This is a genomic window from Clostridium sp. Ade.TY (assembly GCF_000498355.1).
Lineage (GTDB): Bacteria > Bacillota > Clostridia > Clostridiales > Clostridiaceae > Clostridium.
This window is the reverse complement of the sequence record NZ_AVSV01000026.1, coordinates 1-23,193: the sequence shown is the minus strand read 5'-3', so window position 1 is coordinate 23,193 and position 23,193 is coordinate 1. Positions and strand designations below refer to the sequence as shown.

Annotated in this window: 28 protein-coding genes and 1 riboswitch; of the genes, 1 reads left to right on the top strand and 27 read right to left on the bottom strand. The window is 26.6% G+C overall.

Annotated features, from left to right (window positions below; translation table 11 throughout):
• Window positions 1-11 precede the first annotated feature (11 nt).
• Window positions 12-713, top strand: a complete 702-nt coding sequence (gene thiT / locus O212_RS0109530; RefSeq protein WP_024614883.1) for an energy-coupled thiamine transporter ThiT — start codon at window positions 12-14, stop codon at window positions 711-713.
• Window positions 714-765: 52 nt separating this feature from the next.
• On the opposite strand, the gene glmM is transcribed toward thiT, so the two are convergent.
• The 27 genes from glmM to flgB all read right to left on the bottom strand — a co-directional run bounded on the left by glmM (window position 766) and on the right by flgB (window position 22,838).
• Window positions 766-2,109: a phosphoglucosamine mutase gene (glmM, locus tag O212_RS0109525; protein WP_024614882.1), complete on the bottom strand. Its 1,344-nt coding sequence runs from the start codon at window positions 2,107-2,109 to the stop codon at window positions 766-768.
• A 75-nt stretch (window positions 2,110-2,184) separates the two neighbouring features.
• Complete coding sequence (locus O212_RS0109520) at window positions 2,185-2,499, bottom strand: YerC/YecD family TrpR-related protein (protein ID WP_024614881.1); 315 nt, start codon at window positions 2,497-2,499, stop codon at window positions 2,185-2,187.
• A gap of 86 nt (window positions 2,500-2,585) precedes the next feature.
• Window positions 2,586-3,413 (bottom strand): AIM24 family protein, encoded by an 828-nt coding sequence (locus O212_RS0109515; RefSeq protein ID WP_024614880.1) that lies wholly within the window; start codon window positions 3,411-3,413, stop codon window positions 2,586-2,588.
• A 233-nt stretch (window positions 3,414-3,646) separates the two neighbouring features.
• Window positions 3,647-3,910: a flagellar motor switch protein FliN gene (gene fliN / locus O212_RS0109510; RefSeq protein ID WP_024614879.1), complete on the bottom strand. Its 264-nt coding sequence runs from the start codon at window positions 3,908-3,910 to the stop codon at window positions 3,647-3,649.
• A 3-nt stretch (window positions 3,911-3,913) separates the two neighbouring features.
• Window positions 3,914-4,798, bottom strand: coding sequence for a FliM/FliN family flagellar motor switch protein (locus tag O212_RS16235; protein ID WP_024614878.1), 885 nt, complete (start codon window positions 4,796-4,798; stop codon window positions 3,914-3,916).
• Window positions 4,799-4,813: 15 nt separating this feature from the next.
• Entirely contained in the window at window positions 4,814-5,575 is a 762-nt protein-coding gene (locus O212_RS0109500) for a flagellar hook-basal body complex protein (RefSeq protein WP_024614877.1), read from the bottom strand.
• Window positions 5,576-5,585: 10 nt separating this feature from the next.
• A complete protein-coding gene (locus O212_RS0109495) occupies window positions 5,586-6,359 on the bottom strand; it encodes a flagellar hook-basal body complex protein (protein ID WP_024614876.1) in 774 nt (257 codons plus the stop codon).
• Window positions 6,360-6,369: 10 nt separating this feature from the next.
• Entirely contained in the window at window positions 6,370-7,077 is a 708-nt protein-coding gene (locus tag O212_RS0109490; RefSeq protein WP_024614875.1) for a FliA/WhiG family RNA polymerase sigma factor, read from the bottom strand.
• Between the two features lie 20 nt (window positions 7,078-7,097).
• Window positions 7,098-9,152, bottom strand: a complete 2,055-nt coding sequence (gene flhA / locus O212_RS0109485; RefSeq protein ID WP_024614874.1) for a flagellar biosynthesis protein FlhA — start codon at window positions 9,150-9,152, stop codon at window positions 7,098-7,100.
• A gap of 17 nt (window positions 9,153-9,169) precedes the next feature.
• Complete coding sequence (flhB, locus tag O212_RS16230; RefSeq protein WP_160166416.1) at window positions 9,170-10,237, bottom strand: flagellar biosynthesis protein FlhB; 1,068 nt, start codon at window positions 10,235-10,237, stop codon at window positions 9,170-9,172.
• Between the two features lie 27 nt (window positions 10,238-10,264).
• Window positions 10,265-11,017 (bottom strand): flagellar biosynthetic protein FliR, encoded by a 753-nt coding sequence (locus tag O212_RS16225; RefSeq protein WP_051373004.1) that lies wholly within the window; start codon window positions 11,015-11,017, stop codon window positions 10,265-10,267.
• 1 nt (window position 11,018) lies between these two features.
• Entirely contained in the window at window positions 11,019-11,288 is a 270-nt protein-coding gene (gene fliQ, locus O212_RS0109475) for a flagellar biosynthesis protein FliQ (RefSeq protein ID WP_024614873.1), read from the bottom strand.
• Window positions 11,289-11,298: 10 nt separating this feature from the next.
• Window positions 11,299-11,928 (bottom strand): flagellar type III secretion system pore protein FliP, encoded by a 630-nt coding sequence (gene fliP, locus O212_RS0109470; protein WP_242829569.1) that lies wholly within the window; start codon window positions 11,926-11,928, stop codon window positions 11,299-11,301.
• A gap of 22 nt (window positions 11,929-11,950) precedes the next feature.
• The gene (locus O212_RS0109465) at window positions 11,951-12,274 is read right to left on the bottom strand and encodes a flagellar biosynthetic protein FliO (protein WP_024614871.1); all 324 of its coding nucleotides are present in this window, start codon (window positions 12,272-12,274) and stop codon (window positions 11,951-11,953) included.
• A gap of 98 nt (window positions 12,275-12,372) precedes the next feature.
• Window positions 12,373-13,083 carry an OmpA family protein gene (locus O212_RS0109460; protein ID WP_024614870.1) on the bottom strand — a complete coding sequence of 237 codons (711 nt, stop codon included), beginning with the start codon at window positions 13,081-13,083 and terminating at the stop codon, window positions 12,373-12,375.
• Window positions 13,073-13,888: a MotA/TolQ/ExbB proton channel family protein gene (locus O212_RS0109455; RefSeq protein WP_024614869.1), complete on the bottom strand. Its 816-nt coding sequence runs from the start codon at window positions 13,886-13,888 to the stop codon at window positions 13,073-13,075. Before O212_RS0109455 ends, O212_RS0109460 begins: the two co-directional genes overlap by 11 nt.
• 16 nt (window positions 13,889-13,904) lie before the next feature.
• Window positions 13,905-14,750 carry a flagellar hook-basal body complex protein gene (locus O212_RS0109450; RefSeq protein WP_024614868.1) on the bottom strand — a complete coding sequence of 282 codons (846 nt, stop codon included), beginning with the start codon at window positions 14,748-14,750 and terminating at the stop codon, window positions 13,905-13,907.
• A 35-nt stretch (window positions 14,751-14,785) separates the two neighbouring features.
• Window positions 14,786-15,247: a flagellar hook capping FlgD N-terminal domain-containing protein gene (locus tag O212_RS0109445; RefSeq protein WP_024614867.1), complete on the bottom strand. Its 462-nt coding sequence runs from the start codon at window positions 15,245-15,247 to the stop codon at window positions 14,786-14,788.
• A gap of 13 nt (window positions 15,248-15,260) precedes the next feature.
• Entirely contained in the window at window positions 15,261-16,631 is a 1,371-nt protein-coding gene (locus tag O212_RS0109440) for a flagellar hook-length control protein FliK (RefSeq protein ID WP_024614866.1), read from the bottom strand.
• Between the two features lie 10 nt (window positions 16,632-16,641).
• The gene (fliJ, locus tag O212_RS0109435) at window positions 16,642-17,082 is read right to left on the bottom strand and encodes a flagellar export protein FliJ (protein ID WP_024614865.1); all 441 of its coding nucleotides are present in this window, start codon (window positions 17,080-17,082) and stop codon (window positions 16,642-16,644) included.
• A gap of 13 nt (window positions 17,083-17,095) precedes the next feature.
• On the bottom strand, window positions 17,096-18,403 hold the full coding sequence (gene fliI, locus O212_RS0109430) for a flagellar protein export ATPase FliI (RefSeq protein ID WP_024614864.1): 1,308 nt from the start codon (window positions 18,401-18,403) through the stop codon (window positions 17,096-17,098).
• 8 nt (window positions 18,404-18,411) lie between these two features.
• Entirely contained in the window at window positions 18,412-19,164 is a 753-nt protein-coding gene (locus O212_RS0109425; RefSeq protein ID WP_024614863.1) for a FliH/SctL family protein, read from the bottom strand.
• A complete protein-coding gene (gene fliG / locus O212_RS0109420; RefSeq protein ID WP_051373003.1) occupies window positions 19,157-20,209 on the bottom strand; it encodes a flagellar motor switch protein FliG in 1,053 nt (350 codons plus the stop codon). The genes O212_RS0109425 and fliG overlap by 8 nt, the downstream gene beginning before the upstream one ends.
• Window positions 20,210-20,221: 12 nt before the next feature.
• Window positions 20,222-21,763: a flagellar basal-body MS-ring/collar protein FliF gene (fliF, locus tag O212_RS0109415; protein WP_024614861.1), complete on the bottom strand. Its 1,542-nt coding sequence runs from the start codon at window positions 21,761-21,763 to the stop codon at window positions 20,222-20,224.
• A gap of 25 nt (window positions 21,764-21,788) precedes the next feature.
• Window positions 21,789-22,091 (bottom strand): flagellar hook-basal body complex protein FliE, encoded by a 303-nt coding sequence (fliE, locus tag O212_RS0109410; RefSeq protein WP_024614860.1) that lies wholly within the window; start codon window positions 22,089-22,091, stop codon window positions 21,789-21,791.
• Window positions 22,092-22,104: 13 nt separating this feature from the next.
• The gene (flgC, locus tag O212_RS0109405; RefSeq protein WP_024614859.1) at window positions 22,105-22,509 is read right to left on the bottom strand and encodes a flagellar basal body rod protein FlgC; all 405 of its coding nucleotides are present in this window, start codon (window positions 22,507-22,509) and stop codon (window positions 22,105-22,107) included.
• Window positions 22,510-22,514: 5 nt separating this feature from the next.
• Window positions 22,515-22,838, bottom strand: a complete 324-nt coding sequence (gene flgB / locus O212_RS0109400) for a flagellar biosynthesis protein FlgB (protein WP_024614858.1) — start codon at window positions 22,836-22,838, stop codon at window positions 22,515-22,517.
• A 148-nt stretch (window positions 22,839-22,986) separates the two neighbouring features.
• Window positions 22,987-23,070, bottom strand: a riboswitch (cyclic di-GMP riboswitch).
• Between the last annotated feature and the right edge of the window lie 123 nt (window positions 23,071-23,193).

Sequence of the window (23,193 nt, the reverse complement as noted above, 5' to 3'; positions counted from 1 at the left end):
AGGTTTTTTTTATGGAATTTTTAAGCGATTGGGGAGAAAGATTTACAAATCTTTATACAAATATCCCAGAAAAATTTAGGACGATTTTAGAAAGCCCTATGTCTATACTTACTATAATTGCTTGTTTAGTACTATTTTTTGCTTTATTTAAATTCAGAAAAATAAAATTAAATGCAAGAATAATGACTAATATAGCTATCGCATTAGCACTTTCTACTATTCTTAATGTTTTTAGAATATATAGATTTCCTCAAGGTGGAAGTATAACTTTAGGTTGTATGGTTCCAATACTTATAATAGCCTTTGCTTATGGTAAAGAAATTGGTTTTTTAACTGGCTTTTTATATGGGTTAATTAATTTACTTACTGATCCATATATAATACATCCAGTTCAAATGCTTTTTGATTATCCATTACCGTCACTAGCTATGGGGCTTGCAGGAATAAATTATTTTAGAAAAAATCATAGGATGCTCGGTGTATTTGTAGCATTTTTCACTAAATTTTTATGTCACTTTATATCTGGAGTTGTGTTCTTTGGTTCATTCGCTCCAGCAGAAATGGGTGCTTTAGTTTATTCAGCAATAGTAAATCTTCCTTTAGTTGGAGCTGAAATGATAATATGTATGATTATTTTAAAACTTATTCCAACTGATAGATTGTTAAGAACTTTAAATCCAAATTTTAATAATAATCTAGTTAATACTATATAAAATAAAAAAGAGAAGTTATAGAATATAACTTCTCTTTTTTATTTAAAATTTACTAACACTTAGCTAATATCATATCAGCTAAATTATGAGCTAGCTTATCTATTTCTTCTTGGTCTTCTCCTTCTAGCATAACTCTAACTAATGGTTCTGTTCCTGAAGGTCTTATTAATACTCTTCCTTTTCCATCCATTAATTTTTCCATTCTTTCAATTTCAGCTATGATTTCAGCATCTTTTAAATAAATATCTTTTTTATCATTAGGTACTGTTGCATTTACTAAAACTTGTGGAAGTTCTTTCATTATTGAACATAACTCACTTAAAGTTTTATTTTCTCTCTTTAATATTGATGCAACTTGAAGTGCAGTAACTAATCCATCTCCAGTTGTATTGCACTCTAAGAATATAATATGGCCTGATTGTTCTCCACCAATTACATATCCTTTATCTAACATTTCTTCTAGTACGTATCTATCTCCAACCTTAGTTTTTACAGTTTTTATTCCTAAACTTTTACATGCAATATCTAAACCTAAGTTACTCATAACAGTAACAACTAAAGTTTCATCCTTAAGTCTTCCTATTTCTTTTAAATGTTTAGCACATAAAGTTAAGATAAAGTCTCCATTTATTAAATTTCCTTTTTCATCAACTGCTAAACATCTATCAGCATCTCCATCAAATGCAAATCCAGCATTACAACCCTTTTTAACTACATATTCCATAAGTTCTTCTGGATGAGTTGATCCACAATTTTCGTTTATATTTGTTCCATCTGGATTATCATTTATAACATAAACTTCAGCTCCTAAATCTCTAAAAGCTTGAACCGCAGCCTTATATGCAGCACCATTTGCACAGTCTAAAGCTATCTTCATTCCTGAAAGATTTACTGCTGTTGTACCTTTTGCAAACTCAATATAATCTTCTAAAGCTGAAACTTCTACTCTTTCTCTTCCAAGTGAAGTTCCTACTGGACTTGGTACTCCTTCAAAACCTGATTCTATTACTCTTTGAATTTCATCTTCAAGTTCATCAGAAAGTTTGTAACCTTTATTATTAAAGAATTTTATACCATTGTATTCTACAGGATTATGTGATGCTGATATCATAACTCCAGCATCTGCTCCATACTCTCTAGTTAAGTGTGCTACTGCTGGTGTTGGTATAACGCCAAGAACTACAGCTTCAGCTCCAACTGATAATATTCCAGCAACTAATGCAGCTTCTAACATATCTCCTGATATTCTTGTATCTTTTGCAACTAATATTTTTGGTTTGTGAGCTCCTTCTGTTAATACATAAGCTCCTGCTCTTCCTAAATTATATGCAAGTTCAGCAGTAAGTTCAGTATTTGCTACTCCTCTTACTCCATCAGTTCCAAACATTCTACTCATAAAAATTTACCTCTTTCTGTTCTTTTAAGTTAACTTTTTTTGTAACTTTTCTACTATTATATTATATTTGTTTCACTATTTATTGACAACTTTTTCAGAGTTAATTCTATCTAAAATTATACTGTATCCATCACTTCCATAATTTAAGCATCTATTTACTCTACTTATAGTAGCAGTACTAGCTCCTGTTTCTTCTGCAATTTCTGTATAAGTTTTCTTTTCTTTTAAAAGTTTTGCTACTAATATTCTTTGTGATAGGCTCTTAAGTTCAGTAATTGTTGCTATGTCTTCAAAAAATCTATAACATTCATCCTTATTTTCTAATTTTAATATAGCTTCAAAAAGTAATTCTATATCTTCACCTTTTATCTTTGAATTTATTGTACCCATATTTCTCCTCCGTACTTCTAAATATACCCTAATTATATCATCTTTACTTTAATAATTCACAACTTTATCATACAAAAGAATTTACATTATTTATCATCAAATTCTTCTTCTCTAAAATTATCTTTAATATTCATTTCTTTCATCTTATCATATACTATTTTTGTCGGAACTAACCATACTTCTCCAGTTCCTTTATAAACATTTAAAAATCCTTCTCCACTTGTTGCACTACCAATTATTGATGTTGCTGACTTTTCTACTGAAAATTGAATATTTCCACTTCTTAATATGGCAAAACTTCCATCAACCTTTAAAGTATCATTATTTAATCTACAAGCAAAAACTTCATTTTCAGGTACCGGAAGCTCTAATGCAACTATTCCACTTCCATAGACCTTTGTTTGAAATAGACTCTCTTCTCCAAAAAGCATAGCTGAAAATGTTTTCTGTCCAGTTGCCTCTATATATACATCTTCTTCGCTTGCTAAAAACATTCCATCATCTATTATTATTTGTTCATCTTTAAGTTCTATAAGTGCGTAATGTTTAAAAGATGGCTCTAAAAAAATTTCTCCACTACCTTCATATATAGGCTTAAACATTTCTTCTCCTGTTAACTTACTTGATATAAATTTTTTTGATATACCAATTAATCCACCAGTTTTATTTACTATATCTATGTCACCTTTCATATAACTTAAAGCTCCATTTTCTACCTTAACGCGACTTTCATTTAATATTATCCTTATTTGCTTTAATTTAATTCCACTTTTTTTCATAATATTTAAATCAAAAGCCGTATCTATATCAACTGCACCATTTAGCTCATCATACTCTAAAACTTGAAATCTAGCATCATTTGTCATTTGAGCTATCATAGTTAATTGATTTTCAAAATTTAAGCTTGTCCTCATAACAACCTCCAATATATTGGTATTACGCATCTAAAAAAAGAGATACATCTACATTATAGACATATCTCCTTTTTTTATTCAATTAACTCATAGGTCAATATGTGCTATTTAAAATAAAATTTTTAATTCTTACAACTTTTTTCTTAATCATTTAACAATATTATAATTCTTTACCAAATATACTGTTTTAAGTATGTATATTAAAACATTAAAATACCTCTTCCTATGTTGAGTTATTTTAATGTTTTAACTAAATCTTCTGAATCTAAAACTTTAGTTATTTTTATTCCAAAGTTTTGCTTAGAAACTACCACTTGTCCATATGCTATCTTCTTTCCATTTGCAAGTATTTCTACCTCTGCATCTTCTAAAGTATCTAATTCAATTATAGATCCTTTTCCAAGTGCCAAAACTTGACTTAATGACATTTTAGTTCTTCCTAATACTGCCGTTATTTCTATTGGTATGTCTAATATTCTAGCTATATTATCTATCATTTCTTACCTCTCCCTACTAATAATATCGGTTATTTGAATACCTTTTTTAATACCTAATACTCCTGGCTTTGCTTTATATGTATCTGCTCCACCAACTTTAACTATAATATCATCATTTATTTTTTGATTTAAAATAACTACATCTCCTTCTTGAAGATTTAACAAGTCATTGATACTTATATTTATAGCTCCAAGTTTAGCTTGTATGTCCATATTAACATTTTTTACATATTCAAAAATTTCATTAGAAAAAATATCTTTCAACTTTTCTTCTTCTTCAGAACTAATATTTATATTTACTAAAGTATTTATTACAGGTTCCATACTTTTATAAGGTATACAAAATCTCATTTTTCCAATAATATCATTATTAATTTTAACTCCTATTATTGATTCAAATACAACATCTTTACCTGTAAGTCTTTGGTACTGAGCTGGAGTTGTATATATATTTGTTATTTCAATATTATCATATTGGTATGGTAAATATATTCTTTGTAATAAGCTTTGTAATAAATACCTTATAAGTTCTAAATCTATACCAGTAGCTTCTCTGCTAATATCTCCAACATTTCCACTACCGCCTAAAAGTAAATCTACTAAACTAAGTACAACACTTTTATCTATAAATAAAGTTAAATTCTGAACATTAGAATCAATATTGTATTTAATTATAATATCATCTTTATTCGTTCTTTCTAAAAAATCATCATAACTAACTTGATTACTTGTTTCTAACTCTAATTTAAAGCCTTCTTTTTTTGTTTCATAACTTATTTGTATATTTGAAGTTTTACAAAATTCCTCACTCATCATTACTAGATGTCTTATATTTTCTATAGAAAACTTTTCACTTTTCTTAAAGTCATATAATTGTACATCATTCATATCTTATCCTCTTTCTTATCTTGATTGTAAATTGTTTATCATAGACCACATATCATCTGCGATTTTAAAACTTTTACTATTTAATTGAAATGCTCTTTGAGTTGCCATTAACTTAGTAATCTCTTCTGCCATATTAACATTTGACATTTCAGTATATCCTTGCATAATATTACGATTTTTTTCTACCTTTATATTAGTTCCATTTTTAGGAGAGAATAAATTATCACCAATTGATAAAAAATCCATATCTCCATCAGATTTATATGTATTAATATTTGCAACTTTATTGCCTTTAACAAATACTTCTCCTAATTTATTAACAGTAAAATTATTATTTTTAAGTCCTATATTAGAGTAATTATTATTTCCTATAAACTGCATATATAATATATTTCCATTACTATCTACTAATTTACCACTAGAATCTACATTAAACTCACCATTTCTAGTATACGCATATGTATTATCACTCTTAATTACTCTAAATAAACCTTCTCCATCTATAGCTAAATTACTATTTTTTTCAGTTTTAATTAATGTACCTTGCTTAAAGACTCTAAATTCTTCAGTCTCTTTAGATCCTGTTCCTATCGTTGTACTTTTATCATTTATAGGAAAAGAATCTCTTTTCATACTTTTTCTAACCAAATCCTCAAATTGAGTATCTAATTTTTTATATCCTACAGTATTAATATTTACAATGTTATTTGATATAACATCTATTTTATCTTGATTAGACCCCATACCACTTTTAGCAATATTAATTATGTCAAACATACAAATTCACCTACCTAACAGTTCCTATTTCATTAGCCATTTTACTTAAAGTAGAATCCATTATTTGAACTACCCTTTGATTTGCTTCAAATGCTCTTAAATTACACATTAATGCTGATGAAGCTTCAATAATATCAACATTTGATCTTTCTTTACAACCGTTTTTTATTTTATAGTTAGTAATTGTATTAGGACTCTCCCCATCTACTAAGTTTTGTCCAACTTTTTTCAAAGTTTTATAATCTTTAAAATCTACTATATTAAACTTATATTTCACTTTTGAATCTAATAAAATATTATTATTTTTATCCATAGTAATTTTAGATTTTCCAACTCTTATTGGCTCTATATTATTATTGTTTTGATTTATTCCAATAATTTGATATCCTGAACTATTAACTAAATAACCCTTACTATCTATTCTAAAACAACCATCTCTAGAATATTTTGTATTACCGTTTTCATCTCGTATAGTAAAAAAACCCTTTCCCTCTATTGAAAAATCTGTATCATTATTTGTTTCAACAATTAATCCTTGAGAGTAATCAGTACTTATTTCATCAATTCTAACTCCAGGATTTAATGTTCCTAAATTTTGCTTTACACCTTTTCCATTTATATATCTATCTTTATTGCTTAACATCATATCATCAAAAGTTTTTGATATAACTTTTTCACTTTTATATCCTGTAGTATTTATATTTGCTATATTATTACCTATTACTTCTTGACTAGCTTGTAAATTAAGCATGGCAGATATTGATGAATACATTCCTCTTAACATATTAGTCCTCCTAATCTATGTTATAATTCATTTTCTTTATTGCATTTCTTAAGTTAATAATTGCCTTACTATGTAATTGAGATACTCTAGATTCAGATATTTCTAATATCTTTCCTATTTCTTTTAAAGTAAGTTCTTCATAATAATATAATGATAAAATTAATTTATATCTTTCCTTTAAACTATCTATAGCCTTTGTTAAAATCTCTATCTTTTCTTCTTTTTCAATAACATTTAATGGCGTTTTCTTCTCATCATCTTTTATTGTATCAATTAGACTAATATCAGTATTTTCTTGAAAAATAATACTATCCAAAGAAGTTATACTCATTTTATAAATTTTATTTTCAAGTTTCTTTACTTCATCTACATTTATATTTAAGTAACTAGAAACTTCAATATCTGTTGGTTCTCTAAGTAATTTATTTTGTAAAGTAAAAATTGCATCATTGTAATTATTTATTTTGATAATATCATTTCTTGATATAGGTGATTGCCTTCTTATTTCGTCTATTATAGAAGCTCTTATTTTTAAACTCGCATAACTTGAAAATTTGCACCCTTTAGTATCATCAAAAGTATTAAACGCTTCTAAAAGCCCAACAGTACCGCAGCTTACCAAATCTTCATACTCTATTCCAATACTATTATTTTTATATTTAGAGGCTATATATCTAACAAGATTAATATTATCTAATATATATTTTTCCTTATCCATCTTATTGAGCTACCCCCTAGTTAAATATTTACTACTGCACTTGCCCTTATTTGAACATCATTTGGAATTTCATTAAGTGACAATATAGATACATTAGGAAATACCATTTCAACTAATTTTCTAAATGGAGCTCTTATTTTAGGAGATACTAAGATTACTGGTATATTATTATAAAAATCAATACTTTCTGAGATTTCTTTAATGCTTGTAAATATTTTATTTGTACTATCAGGATCTACTGCTGGATAAGTTCCATTCATAGATTTTTGAAGATTATTTAGTATTAAACTTTCCACATCACTAGATAATGTAGCTACTGTTATATAATTATTTTCATCTACAAGCCTATTACAAATGCTTTTGTTTAATGCCATTCTTACATACTCTGTTAAAAGTTCGATATCTTTAGTATTTACTGCATTATCTGCTAGAGTTTCTAAAATTGTTACTCTATCTTTAATTGATACCTTTTCTCTAAGTAAATTTTGAAATACTTTTTGTACTTCACCTAATGTCATTAAATCTGGTATTAGTTCCTCTACAACTACACTATATTTTTCTTTAGTTGCATCTATTATAGCTTTTACTTCTTCTCTTCCTATAAGTTCATAAGCTTTATCTTTTATAATTTCTAATAAATGTGTAACTAATATAGTTGATGGATCTACTATTGTATATCCTCTTAACTCTGCTTCTTCAACTTTATCACTACTTATCCATTTAGCTTCTAATCCAAAACTTGGCTCTATAGCTTTTATTCCTTCTATATCTAAGCCTAATCCCATAGGATCCATACATAAAATCATTGTCGGCATTAATGCATATGTAGCTACTTTATTCCCTCTTATTTTTATACAATACTCATTTGGTTCTAACTGAAGGTTATCTCTAATTCTAATAGGTTGTAATATTATCCCCATATCAATTGCACATTGTCTTCTTATTGAAGATATTCTTTGCAGTAAATCTCCCCCATTACTTTCATCAGCAAGAGGAATAAGTCCATAACCTATTTCAACTTCTAAAACTTCCACATTAAGAAGTTCAGTAACATCCTCAACTTCATTTGCTGCTACTGTCTCTTCATTTTCTACTTCTAATTTATTTTCTTCTTCTTTAGCTTTATTTTTATTATTTCTTAAAGTAAATCCAATTAAAACAAGTCCAATTCCTAAAGTGAAAAATGTTAATGTTGGTAGCCCTGGCATAAGTCCTAAAATAAATAACACTACTCCAGTCATCATCATTGCCTTTGGTATAGATGTAAGTTGCTGTCCAGCTAAACTTGCAAAACTTTCATCATTGTCTGCTCTAGTAACAAGTATCCCTGCTGATGTAGATATTAACAATGCTGGTATTTGGCTAACAAGTCCATCTCCTATTGTTAATCTTACATAAGTTTGAGTTGATTGAAGAAAATCCATATTAAGCATTACAACACCAATAATTATTCCTCCAATAATATTAATTATTGTAATAATTATTCCTGCTATTGCATCACCTTTAACAAACTTAGATGCACCATCCATAGAACCGTAAAAATCTGCCTCTTGTTGTAATTCTCTTCTTCTCTTTTTTGCAGTAACTTCATTAATCATACCTGCATTTAAATCTGCATCAATACTCATTTGTTTTCCCGGCATAGCATCTAATGTAAATCTTGCTGATACTTCTGAAACTCTACTTGAACCATTCGTTATAACTACAAATTGAATTATTATAATAATTAAGAAAATAATTATTCCAACAACATAATTTCCTCTAACAACAAAACTACCAAAAGATTCAATTACATTTCCTGCATAACCTTCTCCTAAAATAAGTCTTGTTGAGGAAATATTTAATCCTAATCTAAAAAGAGTTGTTATTAACAATATAGTTGGGAATATTGATAATTGAAGAATATTAGTTGAAAAAAGTGTCATTAATAAAATAAGCACTGATAAACTAATATTTAATACTAACAGTATGTCCAATATAAATGGAGGTAATGGTATTATAATCATTAAAATTATTCCAATAACTCCAAATCCAATAGCTATTTCAAATCTATTTTTTTTACTCATATTTGCCATATTTTTAGTTCCTCTACCTATTTCTTCTTATATCTATTCTTTATTTTGTATACAGCTACTAAAACTTCAGCAACTGCTGAGTACATTTCCTCTGGTACTTCTTTATTAACCTCTACTTCTTTATATATAAATCTAGCAAGAGGTTTATTTTCTATTATTGGTATATCATTTTCTTTAGCTATTTTTCTTATATTCATAGCAAGAACATCAGCACCCTTTGCAAGTACTATAGGTGCAGAATCAATCTCTCTATTATATCTAAGTGCAATTGACAAATGAGTTGGATTTGTTACTACAACTGTTGCATCCTTTGTACTTTGTATCATCCTTGCATTTGCCATTTCTCTTTGTTTTTGTTTTATTTGACCCTTTACTTGTGGGTCTCCTTCTGATTGTTTAAATTCTTCTTTTATTTCTTGTTTGCTCATTTTCATTTTTTTATTATGAGAATAAAATTGATATGCAAAATCCAAAACACCAATTACAACTGCTATTAATATAGATATCTTAAATAACTTTTTTATTAATTTAACTATTACATATATAAGGTTTGGAAAATAAATATTCTCTGTCCTTAAAATCTCACCATAATTATTTTTAACAAAAGAATACCCTATGTAACTTAATATAATTAATAAAAGAGTATTTTTTACTGAACTAATAAAAGCTCTTTGAGAAAACATATTTTTAAATCCATTAATTGGATTAATTTTTGAAAACTTAGGTTTTATTGATTCCTTTGAGAACATTAACCCTGTTTGCATTACATTTGCTATAACCCCAATACATAACACAATAAGTCCAATAGGTAAAAATATTTTCAAAAAAACAATTATTCCATTATTAAGTAATGTATTGGCTATATTCTTATTCAGATCTATACTAAAATCAAATTTTAAAAATGATACTATTAATATCTTTAATTGCTTTATTGTATAATTAAACATACAAAATATAGATAATACAGCACCTATTAATGTTAATGCATTGATAACTTCTTTACTTTTTGCAACATTACCCTTTTTCCGCTCATCCTTCTTTTTCTTAGGGGTGGCTTTTTCAGTTTTTTCAGATATACTACTCACCTCCAAGTTTTTGACTTTAGACCTTTTCTAAAATAAATTTATACTAGTTATATTAAATATAAATGTTCCATCTAAAACATCCATTAATCCTTTAAACATTTCATTCATTCCATTTATTATAAATGGTAGCATACTTAAAAAGAATACTAACCCAACTAGCATCTTTAAAGGCATTCCTATTATCATTACATTTAATCCAGAAATACTTCTTGATATTATTCCAGTTATTAAATCCGTTATTATAAGAACAATTATTATTGGTATTGCCATTTTAATTCCTAAAATAAAATAACTTAAAAATACTTTTAAAATATAACCTAAGTTATTTTTTAATATAAATTGTCCAACTGGTATAATTTTAAAACTCTTTTCTATAGAGCTTATCAAAATATAATGTATATTTAATCCAAAAAACACTACTATTCCAAGAAAATACATTAAATTTTCCATAATTGTAGATTGACTGTGGACATTAGGATCATATATGCTTGCCATAGATAATCCTAATTGATTATCTATTAATTTACCTGCTAATCTTATACTATAAAAACATATGTTAACTATGTATCCTAATACCAGTCCATTAATTGTCTCTAATAAACCAATTCTTATTAATTGAAATAAATTTTCTACTGAAATACTGCTATCAATATTCATTCCGATTATAATTGATAAAAATATTGAAAAACTTATTTTAAAAATTTGTGGTGTTCCATTTGGAAATATAACATTAACTACTACAAAAAAAGCAGCTATCCTAAAAAATATATAAATAAACATATCACTTATTTATAATTGCTATCATATTAAATAGCTCATTAGTTAAGATTATTAGTTTATTAAACATCCATGGTCCACCTATAATTAAAACTAATATAATAGCAACAAGTTTAGGTACAAATGTTAAAGTTTGCTCTTGAATTTGTGTTGTTGCTTGAAATATGCTTATTATTAATCCTACAATTAGCGATATAACTAAAATAGGTCCTGCCACCATAACACCTGTTATTAAAGCTTTTTTTACTATTGTCATTATTGCCATTTCACTCATAGCATTTCTCCTATCCTGTAAAACTTTGTATTAAAGATTTCACCAGTAAACCCCATCCATCAACCATTACAAATAATAATAATTTAAATGGAAGTGATACCATTGCTGGTGGAAGCATAAACATTCCCATAGACATAAGAACACTAGAAACTATTAAATCTATAACCAAAAATGGAATATAAATAATAAATCCTATTTGAAATGCGGTCTTTAATTCACTTATAGCAAATGATGGTACTATTATTGTTAAAGGTAAATCTTTTTTTTCTTTTACAGTTATCTTTTTTGGCGAATTATTAATAAATAACTCTAAATCCTTATCTCTTGTCTGTTTTAATAAAAATTCTGCAATTGGTTTTTTTGCCTCTTCAACTGCTTTTTCCAATTTAATTTCTTTTTTTATGTAGGGCTGTATTGCTTTATCCACAACATCATTAACTACTGGAGTCATTATAAACATAGTTATACACAATGCAAGTCCAATAAGTATTTGATTTGGAATTATTTGCTGAGCTCCTAATGCGGATTTAATAAATGAAAATGTTATTATTACCCTTACAAAACTTGTCATCATAAAAATTATTGTTGTTAAAAACATAAGAGCTGTCATTAAGAAAAACACCTTCATAATTGGTGCCATATTTGAATTGTTAATAAAAATTCTACTTATTGTATCCGTCATATTTTTTCCCCATAAGCTTTTTATTTAAAATATCTTTAAAATCTATATCAGATATTTTGAATAAATCTATAGAACTTTGTTTTTGTTTTTTCATAATCATTATTTCATTCATTTTTTCTTCATCTAACTCTTTTATTTTCTCTATATAGTGCGTTGAAGCTATTATCACACATCCAGTGGATCCAGTCTTTATAAAATAAAGACTTAAATCTTTATTTAAATTAAATCTTTCAATAACTTGAACATATATACCGGAATTCACCTTGTTTATACTTTTTTTACCAAGCCTTATGGAAATAACCATTAGTAGCACTCCAATTGGTATAAGCACAATAATATTGATTAAATACTGTATAATCGTTTTGTCCATATTTTATTTAAATTCCTTCCTTTGGATTTTCTCTATTTCTCCACATCCTTAGAATTTACCTTCTTAATATCCCTATGTTGCATAATTAATATATCAACTCTTCTATTGATTGCTCTATTCTCTTCATTATTATTTGATACTAAAGGTCTATACTCTCCATATCCATTTGCTGAAAATCTCTTAGGATCAATCTTTTTTACTTCAATAAAGTATTGAAGTACAGTTACAGCTCTAGCTGTAGATAACTCCCAGTTTGATTTATATTTACTATTATGTATAGGAACATTATCTGTATGTCCTTGAACGCTAATTTCATTATTTATTTCAGGAATAATTGTACTTATTACATCTAATATTTTTGTACTATTATTTTTAAGTTCTGCTTGTCCAGTATCAAATAAAATACTATCACTAAGCTGAAGAACTACTCCTGCATCTTCTTTTCTAACTTTAATAATATCAGCTAAATTATTCTTCTTTATTACTTCTGTTACCTTGTCCACAAGGTTATCATAATCTGTTTTAATTCCAACTCCAGGTTTTACTTCAGGTATCTTATTAGATGGTTTTCCTAGCATTTCATTTTGAAATGCAGATGCAATAAGTCTAAGTTTCTTATTGTCTGTTGTAGAAAAAGAATATAGTAATATAAAAAATGTTAATAGTAATGTTATTGTATCTGCATATGTATCCATCCACCCATTTGTGTTAATATCATCTGGCTTTCTTTTTTTACGCGGCATTTATCTCTACCTTCTTATTTCTATTTTTTTCATTTTTATATTTTTTCTTTTCTTTTTCTGTTAAAAAACTCATTAACTTTTCTTCTAAAACTCTTGTTGTTTCAGAGTTTTTAATACATAAAATCCCTACTAACATCATCTCTCTATTTTCTGTTTCTTTCTCACCTTTATTTTGCAAATTAAAACCTAAAGGATTTAAAATTAAATTAGCTAACAATGCTCCATAAAAAGTTGTTATAAGTGCTTTTGCCATTCCACTTGCTATAACATCTGGATTATCAAGCTTTGCAAGCATTTGAATTAGTCCAATAAGAGTACCAACCATACCAAAGGCAGGTGCATATGAGCCCCATGTTTTAAATATTTTAGCTCCTTTATTGTATCTATTTTCAATTTCTAATATTTTATTATTCATTACTTCTTCTATTAACTTATCATCTACTCCATCAATAACTAATTCTAAACCGCATTTTAAAAAATCATCTTTAATTCCTTCAACTTCATTTTCTAAACTAAGTAATCCATCTTTTCTAGCTTTTACTGATAAATCTTTAAACATTTCAATAGTTTTAATCTTTGACATAGAAGGATTTGTAAACAATTTTGATGTCATACCAATACATAATCTAATATCATCTAATGGAAATGTTATTAATAATGCTGCAAAAGAACCTCCTACCGTTATGATTATTGATATAAAATCATAAAATGCATTTATTCCAACTGCTCCTTGGGATATAGCATAAATAGTAAATCCTACGCCTAGCAATATCCCAATAGGCGTTAATATATCTTGTTTTTTCATTTCCTTAACCTCTTATTTATCTTTTAAGATTTATTATTTCCTGCAATAACTCATCACTTGTTGTTATTACTTTACCTGATGCTTGAAAAGCTCTTGTTGCAACTATCATATCTGTAAATTCTTCTGATAAATCAATATTAGACATTTCTATAGCTCCTTGATTTATAAGACCAATCTTTGCTGGTGCATCCCCTGCATTATACAAAGGTTTTCCTGAGTTTGCAGTTTCACTATAAACATTCCCATTTATCGCTTCTAATCCAGCTTCATTTTGAAAGACTGCAACTTTAAGTGTTTGAAGATTTTCAACCTTAGTTCCATCTTCTAAAAGATATGTTAATTTACCTTCTGTTGAAATATTAAAAGAAACAACCTTCTTTTTAGCTCCATCAGGTTGTGCTCCATATTCTTTTGGTATTGTAATAGGTTCATTATTTGTATTTAATACTTTATATCCTTTAGATGTTACTAAATTACCATTAGCATCTAAAGAAAAAGAACCATCTCTAGTATATCCTTCAACAATAGTATCTTTTTTCTTATCCATTTGAATTACAAAAAATCCATCTCCATCTATTGCTAAATCTGTAGGTCTTCCTGTTGGTTGAATAGCTCCTTGAGTCATGTACTTTTCTATACTTGATACTTTAGTTCCAATACCAACTTGTCCTGGATTAACTCCACCAACATTTTTCCCTGGAGAACTTGAATATATTATTTTTTGATTTAAAGCATCACTAAATCTAACACTAGATTTTTTAAAGGCAACAGTTCCTGAGTTTGAAACATTATTTCCTACTACATCCATCTTTGTTTGATTAGCTTTCATACCACTTATTCCAGAATACATTGATTTTAACATTTGTATATCCCCCTTATAATCCTATACATTATTTTTTAATTTACCTTTACTAATTCAGAATACTTAAATTTTTTTATTTCTTTAGTATTATCTAAAGACACATCTAAAAATACTGAATTATTTTCTATAGATACACTTTTTATATCTCCTACAAATTTCTTAGTAGCTCCATTTTCATCTGAAGAATGTAATTCTACATTTTTCCCAATCAATGATGATGCTGTTTGTAATGAACTATTAACTAAAATTCCATTATTCATATTTATTAAATCTTTTACGGAATCATTTAAACTTATTATCTGTTCTAATGCAGAAAATTGTGATAACTGAGTAATATATTGTGATGGGTCTTGGGTATTTAATGGATCTTGATTAGTCATTTGAGCAACTAACATTTTAAGAAATATTTCTTTATTAACTTCTCTACCTTTTTTAACTATTGATGTTCCATTTTCAGTCTTATTATTACCTACATCTCTCACACTAGTTATTTCCATATCTTTTCTCCTTCTATATCAATAAATTAATATTTGTATCTTCTACTACAGTATTTTCTAATTCACTATCATTTTTTTTAATTAAAGTTCTCTCTTTTTTTTCTTCCCTATTGTTATTTCTATTAAAATGTCCATTACCATCTTCATTAAATGTATTCCCAAAATTACTTAATTTAACTTCAATATTTACTTCTCTATTATCAAAATTCATATTAATAAGATGTGACTTTATCTCACTTAAGTTATCTTTAATCATAAGTAAAGTATCTTTATTCGCTATACTAATAAGATAACTACTTTTATCTTCTGTTTTTATAATACTTATTTTCATACTTCCTAATTCTTTAGGATTCATAGTTACATTTATTTCTTCTGACTCACTATTTTTAAGATAACTTATCGCTTGTACAATATCATTTTTAATAAATTCTCTTCTAACAACAATATTTCCATTATCGCTAATTGAATTATTTAAATTAACATTACCTAAATTATTTAAATTTGATATACCTGTACTTCTATCTAAAGTACTATTTTTATTTTCTAAAATATTATCCACTTTATTTTTTGAGTCCAAATTTTTTTCTTTGCCATTATCTAAATTATTATTTTTTATAGTTAAAACATTAGAAATCTTATTATCCCCAAGTTGACCACTTTCCATTATATTAGTATTTTTATTTGAAAAATCAGTAAAACTTGATTTAGTAGTATTTTCATTATTAATATTTAAAATACTATTCTTATTAAATTTATCTTTATCTAAAGCTATATTATTTAATATATCTATATCATCTTTAGAAACCTTAAGTATATTTCTATTAATAACTAAATTCTCACTTGATAATTTATCAGTTTTTTCATTAAATATATTTAAAATATAATTTTTTAAATCACTTAAGCTATTATCTATTTCATTCTTAAAATCGCCATTTAAATTTTTTATATTAGTAATATCATTCTTACTTAGAATTTCACTAAAATTTTTATTATTTTTGATATCTATTAACTCTAATAATTTCTTTAATTTATTAATCTCATTAATATCATTGACATTATTATTTAAATTATTTTTTAAATTATTTTTTATTGTATTTATAACTTCATCAAAATTTTGTTTAACATTTTCAGTATCAATACTTTGTAATTTTTTGTTATTTATTATGTTAAGTTTATTTAATAATAAAAATAATATTTCATTTAAATTATCATTTATTTCCGCATCATTATGATTATTCTTATTACTATTATTTATGTCCTTATCGGTTATACTATCTAAAGCTTTTTCATCTAAAACAGATACAAATTCATTTTTGCTTTTATTATCTTTTGCAATATCATTACTTTTATAATTAACTTTTGTTTCCAATATATCTATTTTCATAATCTAACTCCTAAACAATTTGAGCTCTATTTCTTAAAAATGAATACATTCCAAATTCATCATTTGCTATTTGTTCCTTATATTCCGCTTCCTTCATAAAAGCTTTATGCTTACTTTCTTTAATTTTTTCTAAGGATTTTCTTTCTATTTGCTTATTTAAAAGCTCTAATTTAACTTCATTTAATAAATTATTTTTATCTTTTAATTCTGCATTAGTTTCTTCAATTGTTCTTGATAGAGAATATAAATAATTAGAGACTATTTTTCTTGAAATTGTATCTTCACATTTTATATCCTCTGAATATTTTTCATAATTAGCTTTAAGATTCTCCAATTTTCTTTCTATAACTCTTTTTTCGTTTTGTAATTTTGAATATTTAATTTTACTTTCATCTTCATTCTTAATCTTTATATCTAATACTTTTTGAAGTTTAAATCTAAAATTATTCAACGTTAGCTACCTCTTATCTAAATATATTTTTTAAATTATTTATATTCTCATCAAAAGTATTACTCTCATTTATCCCCTGCCTTAAATATGAATTAATATCATCTATAAATTCTATAGATTTATCAATTTTAGGATTTGACCCATGTTCATATGCTCCTATATTAATTAAATCTTCTGCTTCTTTATATGTAGCTATTAAATCTCTAGCATAAGATGCTATCCTTTTATGTTCTTCATCACATATATCATTCATAAGACGACTTACACTATTTGATACATCTATTGCTGGGTAATGATTTTTATGAGCTAAGTCCCTTGATAAAACTATATGTCCATCTAATATTCCTCTTACAGCATCTGCAATAGGTTCATTAAAATCATCACCATCAACTAATACAGTATAAAATGCTGTTATTGAACCTTTATCTGATAATCCGCTTCTTTCCATTAACTTTGGTAACTCAGCAAAAACAGATGGAGTATATCCCTTTTGTGCTGGTGGTTCTCCTATAGCTAATCCAATTTCTCTTTGCGCCATTGCAAATCTTGTAACAGAGTCCATCATAAGTATTACTTTTTTACCTTGATCCCTAAAATATTCTGCAATAGATGTTGCTGTTAATGCTCCCTTTAATCTAACCAAAGGAGGCTTATCTGATGTTGCACAAACTACAACTGATTTTTTCATTCCTTCTTCTCCTAAATCTCTTTCTATAAAATCTAGCACCTCTCTACCTCTTTCACCTATTAATGCAATAACATTAACTTCTGCTTCAGCAGACCTTGCTATCATTCCAAGAGTTGTACTTTTTCCAACACCACTTCCTGCAAATATACCGATTCTTTGACCTTCACCACAAGTAATAAATCCATCAATAGCTTTTATTCCTGTAGGCATAACATTTTTAATTCGCTTTCTTTTCATAGGATCGGGTGGTGCTTTAAATAAACTACACAACTCTCCCCCTAATATCCTACTTTCATCTATTGGATTTCCTAAAGGATCAATTACTTTTCCTAAAAGTTTATCACTACATTTAACACTACAAGGCTTTCCACTTGCTATTACTCTACAGCCTGGTCCAATTCCAACTAAATTTCCTAAAGGCATAAGTATTATTTGAAACTCTTTAAATCCAACAACTTCACAACTTATTGGAATATTACTTACGTTATAAACGGTACAGAGCTCACCAACTGATGCCTTTAATCCTACTACTTCAATAGTAAGTCCTATTACTTTTTCTACTTTTCCTTCTGATATAAATGGAGTTATATTTGAAATTTTTCTTAGTGTATTATTAAAATCTAAAGATATCATATATCCTCCTATAGTAGTTCACTTCTAACTTTATCTAATACTACATCTAAACCTACAGTTAGCTTTCCATTACCTATATCTATCTCTGCATTTCCTTTTTCTATACTACTATCTGGAATAACAAATATTTTTTGCTTTAACTTTGATTCATTAATTATTTTATCTATACTTATTTCCATTTGTTTTGAATGGTTAGGATTAACTTTTATTATCAAGTCTTTTTTAAGTCCATATTCTTCAATTATTTTTATAATCATATTATTCATAGAATCACTTTCTTCAAATTTTTCTTTAAGAACTTGTTCTGCAATTCTAATTGAAATATTTAATATTTCATTTTTATTTTCTTCGATATATTTAGCCATTTTTTCATTTATTTTAAGTAATGTATTATATCCATCCTCTTTAATCTTTTCACTTTCAGAAATAGCTTTTTCTATATTCTCTTCATAAGCTTCCTTATAACCATCTTCATAACCATTTTTTAATCCTTGATTATATCCATCTTCATAAGCTTTTTTTTCAATATCTTTAGCTTTTTCATTTGCTTCTTTAATAATGCTTTCTTTTTTCTGATTTGTTTCAATAACTATCTTTTCATATTCTCTTTTAGCTTCTATAATTTTATTCTCTATATTTTCTTTTTCCAAAAGCTGTTTTTCTTCAATACTTAAAAAGCCACTTTCTTTGGATTCCTTTAACATTACCTTACCTTTTACTTCAACGTTTTTATTTCTTAATATACCAGTGAATCTAGACAAGGATTTCTTCCTCCGCTTCTTTACTACTTATAACACCATCTTTTTCAAGCTGCCTAACTACATTTACAATCTTTCTCTTAGCTTCATCTACCTGAGAAACTTTTACCTTTCCAAGTAATTCAATTTCTTCCTTAAGTTCTTCCGCTGCTCTAGTAGATTGATTTTGTAGTATAACATTTAATATATTCTCATCTGAATCCTTTAAAGCTATTGCTACATCTTTTATATTTACATTCTTTAATACTTTTTGTATTGCTATCCTATCAAGATTTACTATATCTTCAAAAGTAAACATATTCGCTTTAATCTCATTAGCTAATATATTATTTTCATGCTCTAAATAATTAATAATATTCCTTTCTGTCTTTCCATCAACTTTAGGAAGTATATTTAAAAGATTATCAACACCTCTTGATTCATCAACATTACCAGTCTTTTTAGATTTAAGTTTTTTAGATAACACATTATCTACAGCTTTTATTACAATAGGTGATATCTTAGAAATTGTTCCAAGTTTAAGTGCAACTTCCCTTTGTAATTTTTCATCTAAACTAGATAATATCTCTGCAGATTTTTCTGGTTGAATATAGGCAAGTATTATAGCAATAGTTTGTGGACTTTCACCCAAAATACATGCTTTTATTGTTTTTGCATCAGCTTTTCTTGCTGTGATAAAAACTTTAGTGTAAGCATCATATCTTATTCCTTCCATAAGTTTATTAACTTTATTTTCATCAAATGCTCCCTTTAATAAAGAGTTTGCATACTCAATTCCACCCTCTATTGCAAAGTTATTACTTTTCCTCTCATTTAAAAATTCTTTTAATATTATCTTTCTTTCCTCAGCTGTAACATTATTTATATTAGCTATTTCTACACCTATTTTTTGTATTTGTTTATCTGATAATTTTTTTAGGATATTAGAGGATATATCAGCGCCTAAAGTCATAAGTAAAACAGCAGCTTTTTTTGATCCACTAATATTTTTTGAACTTATTTTTTTTAAATCATAAGCTTTTTCATTTTTTTCTTCACTTTTATACACTTAATACCGCTCCTAATCATTTAACCATCTCTTTATTAATTCACTTACTTCATCTGGATTATCTACAGCTAGCTTCTTAACTTCATCTTCAATATTTGTTTCAACAGTTTTATTTTTATCTAATTCATTTTCCCTTTCTTTAGTTTTTAATAAATTAGCAAAATACTCTGTTTCCTTTGACATTTCTTCTTTATTTTCTAAGTCAATTTTCTTTCCTTTTTTCTTAAATATAATAAATGCTATTATTACTAGTAATATTAAAAACACTATTGCTATAGCTATAGATACTTTCATAGGAGTTATATTTAAATTTTTCACTTTTTCTTTATTTAGTTCATTTGTTCCTTCTTTATTAAAATTAATTCCTATAACTGAGATGCTATCTCCTCTTTTAGGATCCATTCCTATAGCTGTTTTTACCATATCTTCTACATTTCTTATTACATCATTAGAAATATTTCCATCAATTGCAATAGAAGCAGTTATACGTTTTACATCTCCTGGAGGAGATAATGTTTTTATTTCACTTTTTCCTATTTCATATTTAATTGATTCTTCTTTAGATTTATTATCACTAGATTTTGCATTTGCAGTATTATTCATATTGTTATCTACTGGTGATCCCTTAGTATTTTCATCAGTTGTTGAGTTTTCACTCTTTGTTGAAGATGAAACAACTTTATTTGGATCTAATTTCAATTCGTTTTTTTCTACAGTAGTAGAATTTAAAGTAGTATTTATACCAATTTCAACCTTACCTTCTCCAAATATAGGCTCAAGCATTGATTTTACTCTCTTTTTTAATTCTTGACTTAATTGTTTTTCAGCATTTTTAGTTCCTGTTAAACCTGCTTCATTCGTAGCCTTTCCAGATTCATCATATATTCCTTCTGATAGCAAATCCATATTTTGATCTATTACTTCTACATTTTTCTTAGGAATATTAATTCCACTAGCTGAAACTAATGATATTATAGATTTAATCTGACTTTTATCTAATGTTCCACCATCTTTTAAAGATATATAAACAGCCGCTTTTCCATCTCTTCCACTTCCATTAAATATTGACTGTTCTCCTTGTGTTATATGTACTCTTGCATTATTTATACTAGGAAATGTCTTTATTGTTTTTTCTAATTCACCTTGTATCATCCTAGTCTTTTCTATTTTAAATTCTTCATCTGTCATAGAAAGATTTGAACCGTTATCCATTAATTCAAATCCCTTTGAACCATTGGTTATGTTTGGAGATAATTCTATTCTTAATTTATCTACTTGATCCTTAGGTACAAGTATTGAATCTCCATCTATTTTTGTATCAACTTTTTTATCTTCTAAAGATTTAGTTACATTTGCTGCATCTACAGAATCTAATCCTGAGAATAATACTTTATATTTATTTTTTACACTGTAATTTATAGTAAAGATTATGGCTAATATTAATGTTATTATTCCAATACATATGGCAACTTTAGTACCAAATTTTAAATTTTTTATTTTTTGTACTGAATCTCTTAAAAAATTTTTTATTTTTTCTATTAATTTATTCTGCATACTATCTTCCTTTTATTAAAGACTTTTATAATTGCATTCTATTTATTTCTTGATAAGCTTCAACAACTTTGTTTCTAGACTCTATAAGTAACTGCATTGATATTTGTGCCTCTTGCATTGATAACATAACGTCGTGCATATTAACATTATCACCCTTAATTAAACCTTCAATTTTATTATCTGCCGTTACTTGAATATCATTTACTTTATTTATTGCATCACCTAATACTTTAGAAAAACTTTCATTATTTTCTTTAACATTTGTTACTTTTTGTGTATTAAAACTATTTACTAATGAATTTGTTTCCATTATTGATTTTATATTCATTTTATCCCCCTATTTACTTTCCTATTTCTAAAGATTTAGAAATCATATTTTTTTGTGCATTTAAAGAATCCACATTAGATTCATATGCTCTAGATGCAGTTATTAAATCAGACATTTCAACTAATAAATCAACATTAGGATATTCTACATATCCATCTTTATCAGCATCAGGATGTTTAGGATCATACTTTTTTTTAAGTGGTGATTTATCATTTTCAATTTTAACTGCCTTAACACCGAGCATCCCCAACTTGCTATCATAATTTTCTGAAAAGACAGCAACCTTCCTTACATATGCGCCACCTTTTTTAGTTCTAGTTGTCCTTGAATTTACAATATTTGATGATATTACATCTAATCTTAATCTTTCAGCACTTAATCCACTAGCACTTATTCTCATTCCACTAAATATACTCATTTAAATTACCTTCCACTTATTGCACTTTTAGCCATAGCTAATTTAATGTTTGTAATACTTATCAAGCTATTATACATAAGCGTGTTAGCTGCTTGATCTACCTTTTCACTTTGTAAATCTACATTGTTTCCATCAGCTCTCATACTTGTTGATTTATCTTCTTTAATTTGAATATTATTTTCCCCACTTTTATCATTTAAACTTTCCTCAAATGTAACATACTTTCTTTTATAGCCAGAAGTGTTAACATTTACAATATTATTTGCTATTGCTTCTCCTCTTAATTTAGCTACATCTAAGCTTGTTTTTATCAGTCCGTAAATCTCCATATATTCCTCCTTATATTATTAAATCTACATAATTATTAAAATATATTTTATACTTTTACTCTTTTTTTGCTCACAAAAAAAGCCACTCCCAAAGCGAGTAGCCTAAAATCAAAAAAATAAGAAAATAAGATAATTATTCTTATTTTATTTGTGCAACTGGCTGGCTTAATATTTGATCTTAGCCCCTATAGCTTTGCGTCATTAAGTTTCCTTAATTTTGCTAATTATTAGGTTGTAATATGCTTAATATTATATAGTATTTATTTGTATTTTTCTACTTATTATTTTAATTTTATACATTTTTTCTTCATAATTTATACCATTTTATTCTTATTTAATTCATTTTTTACTTTAA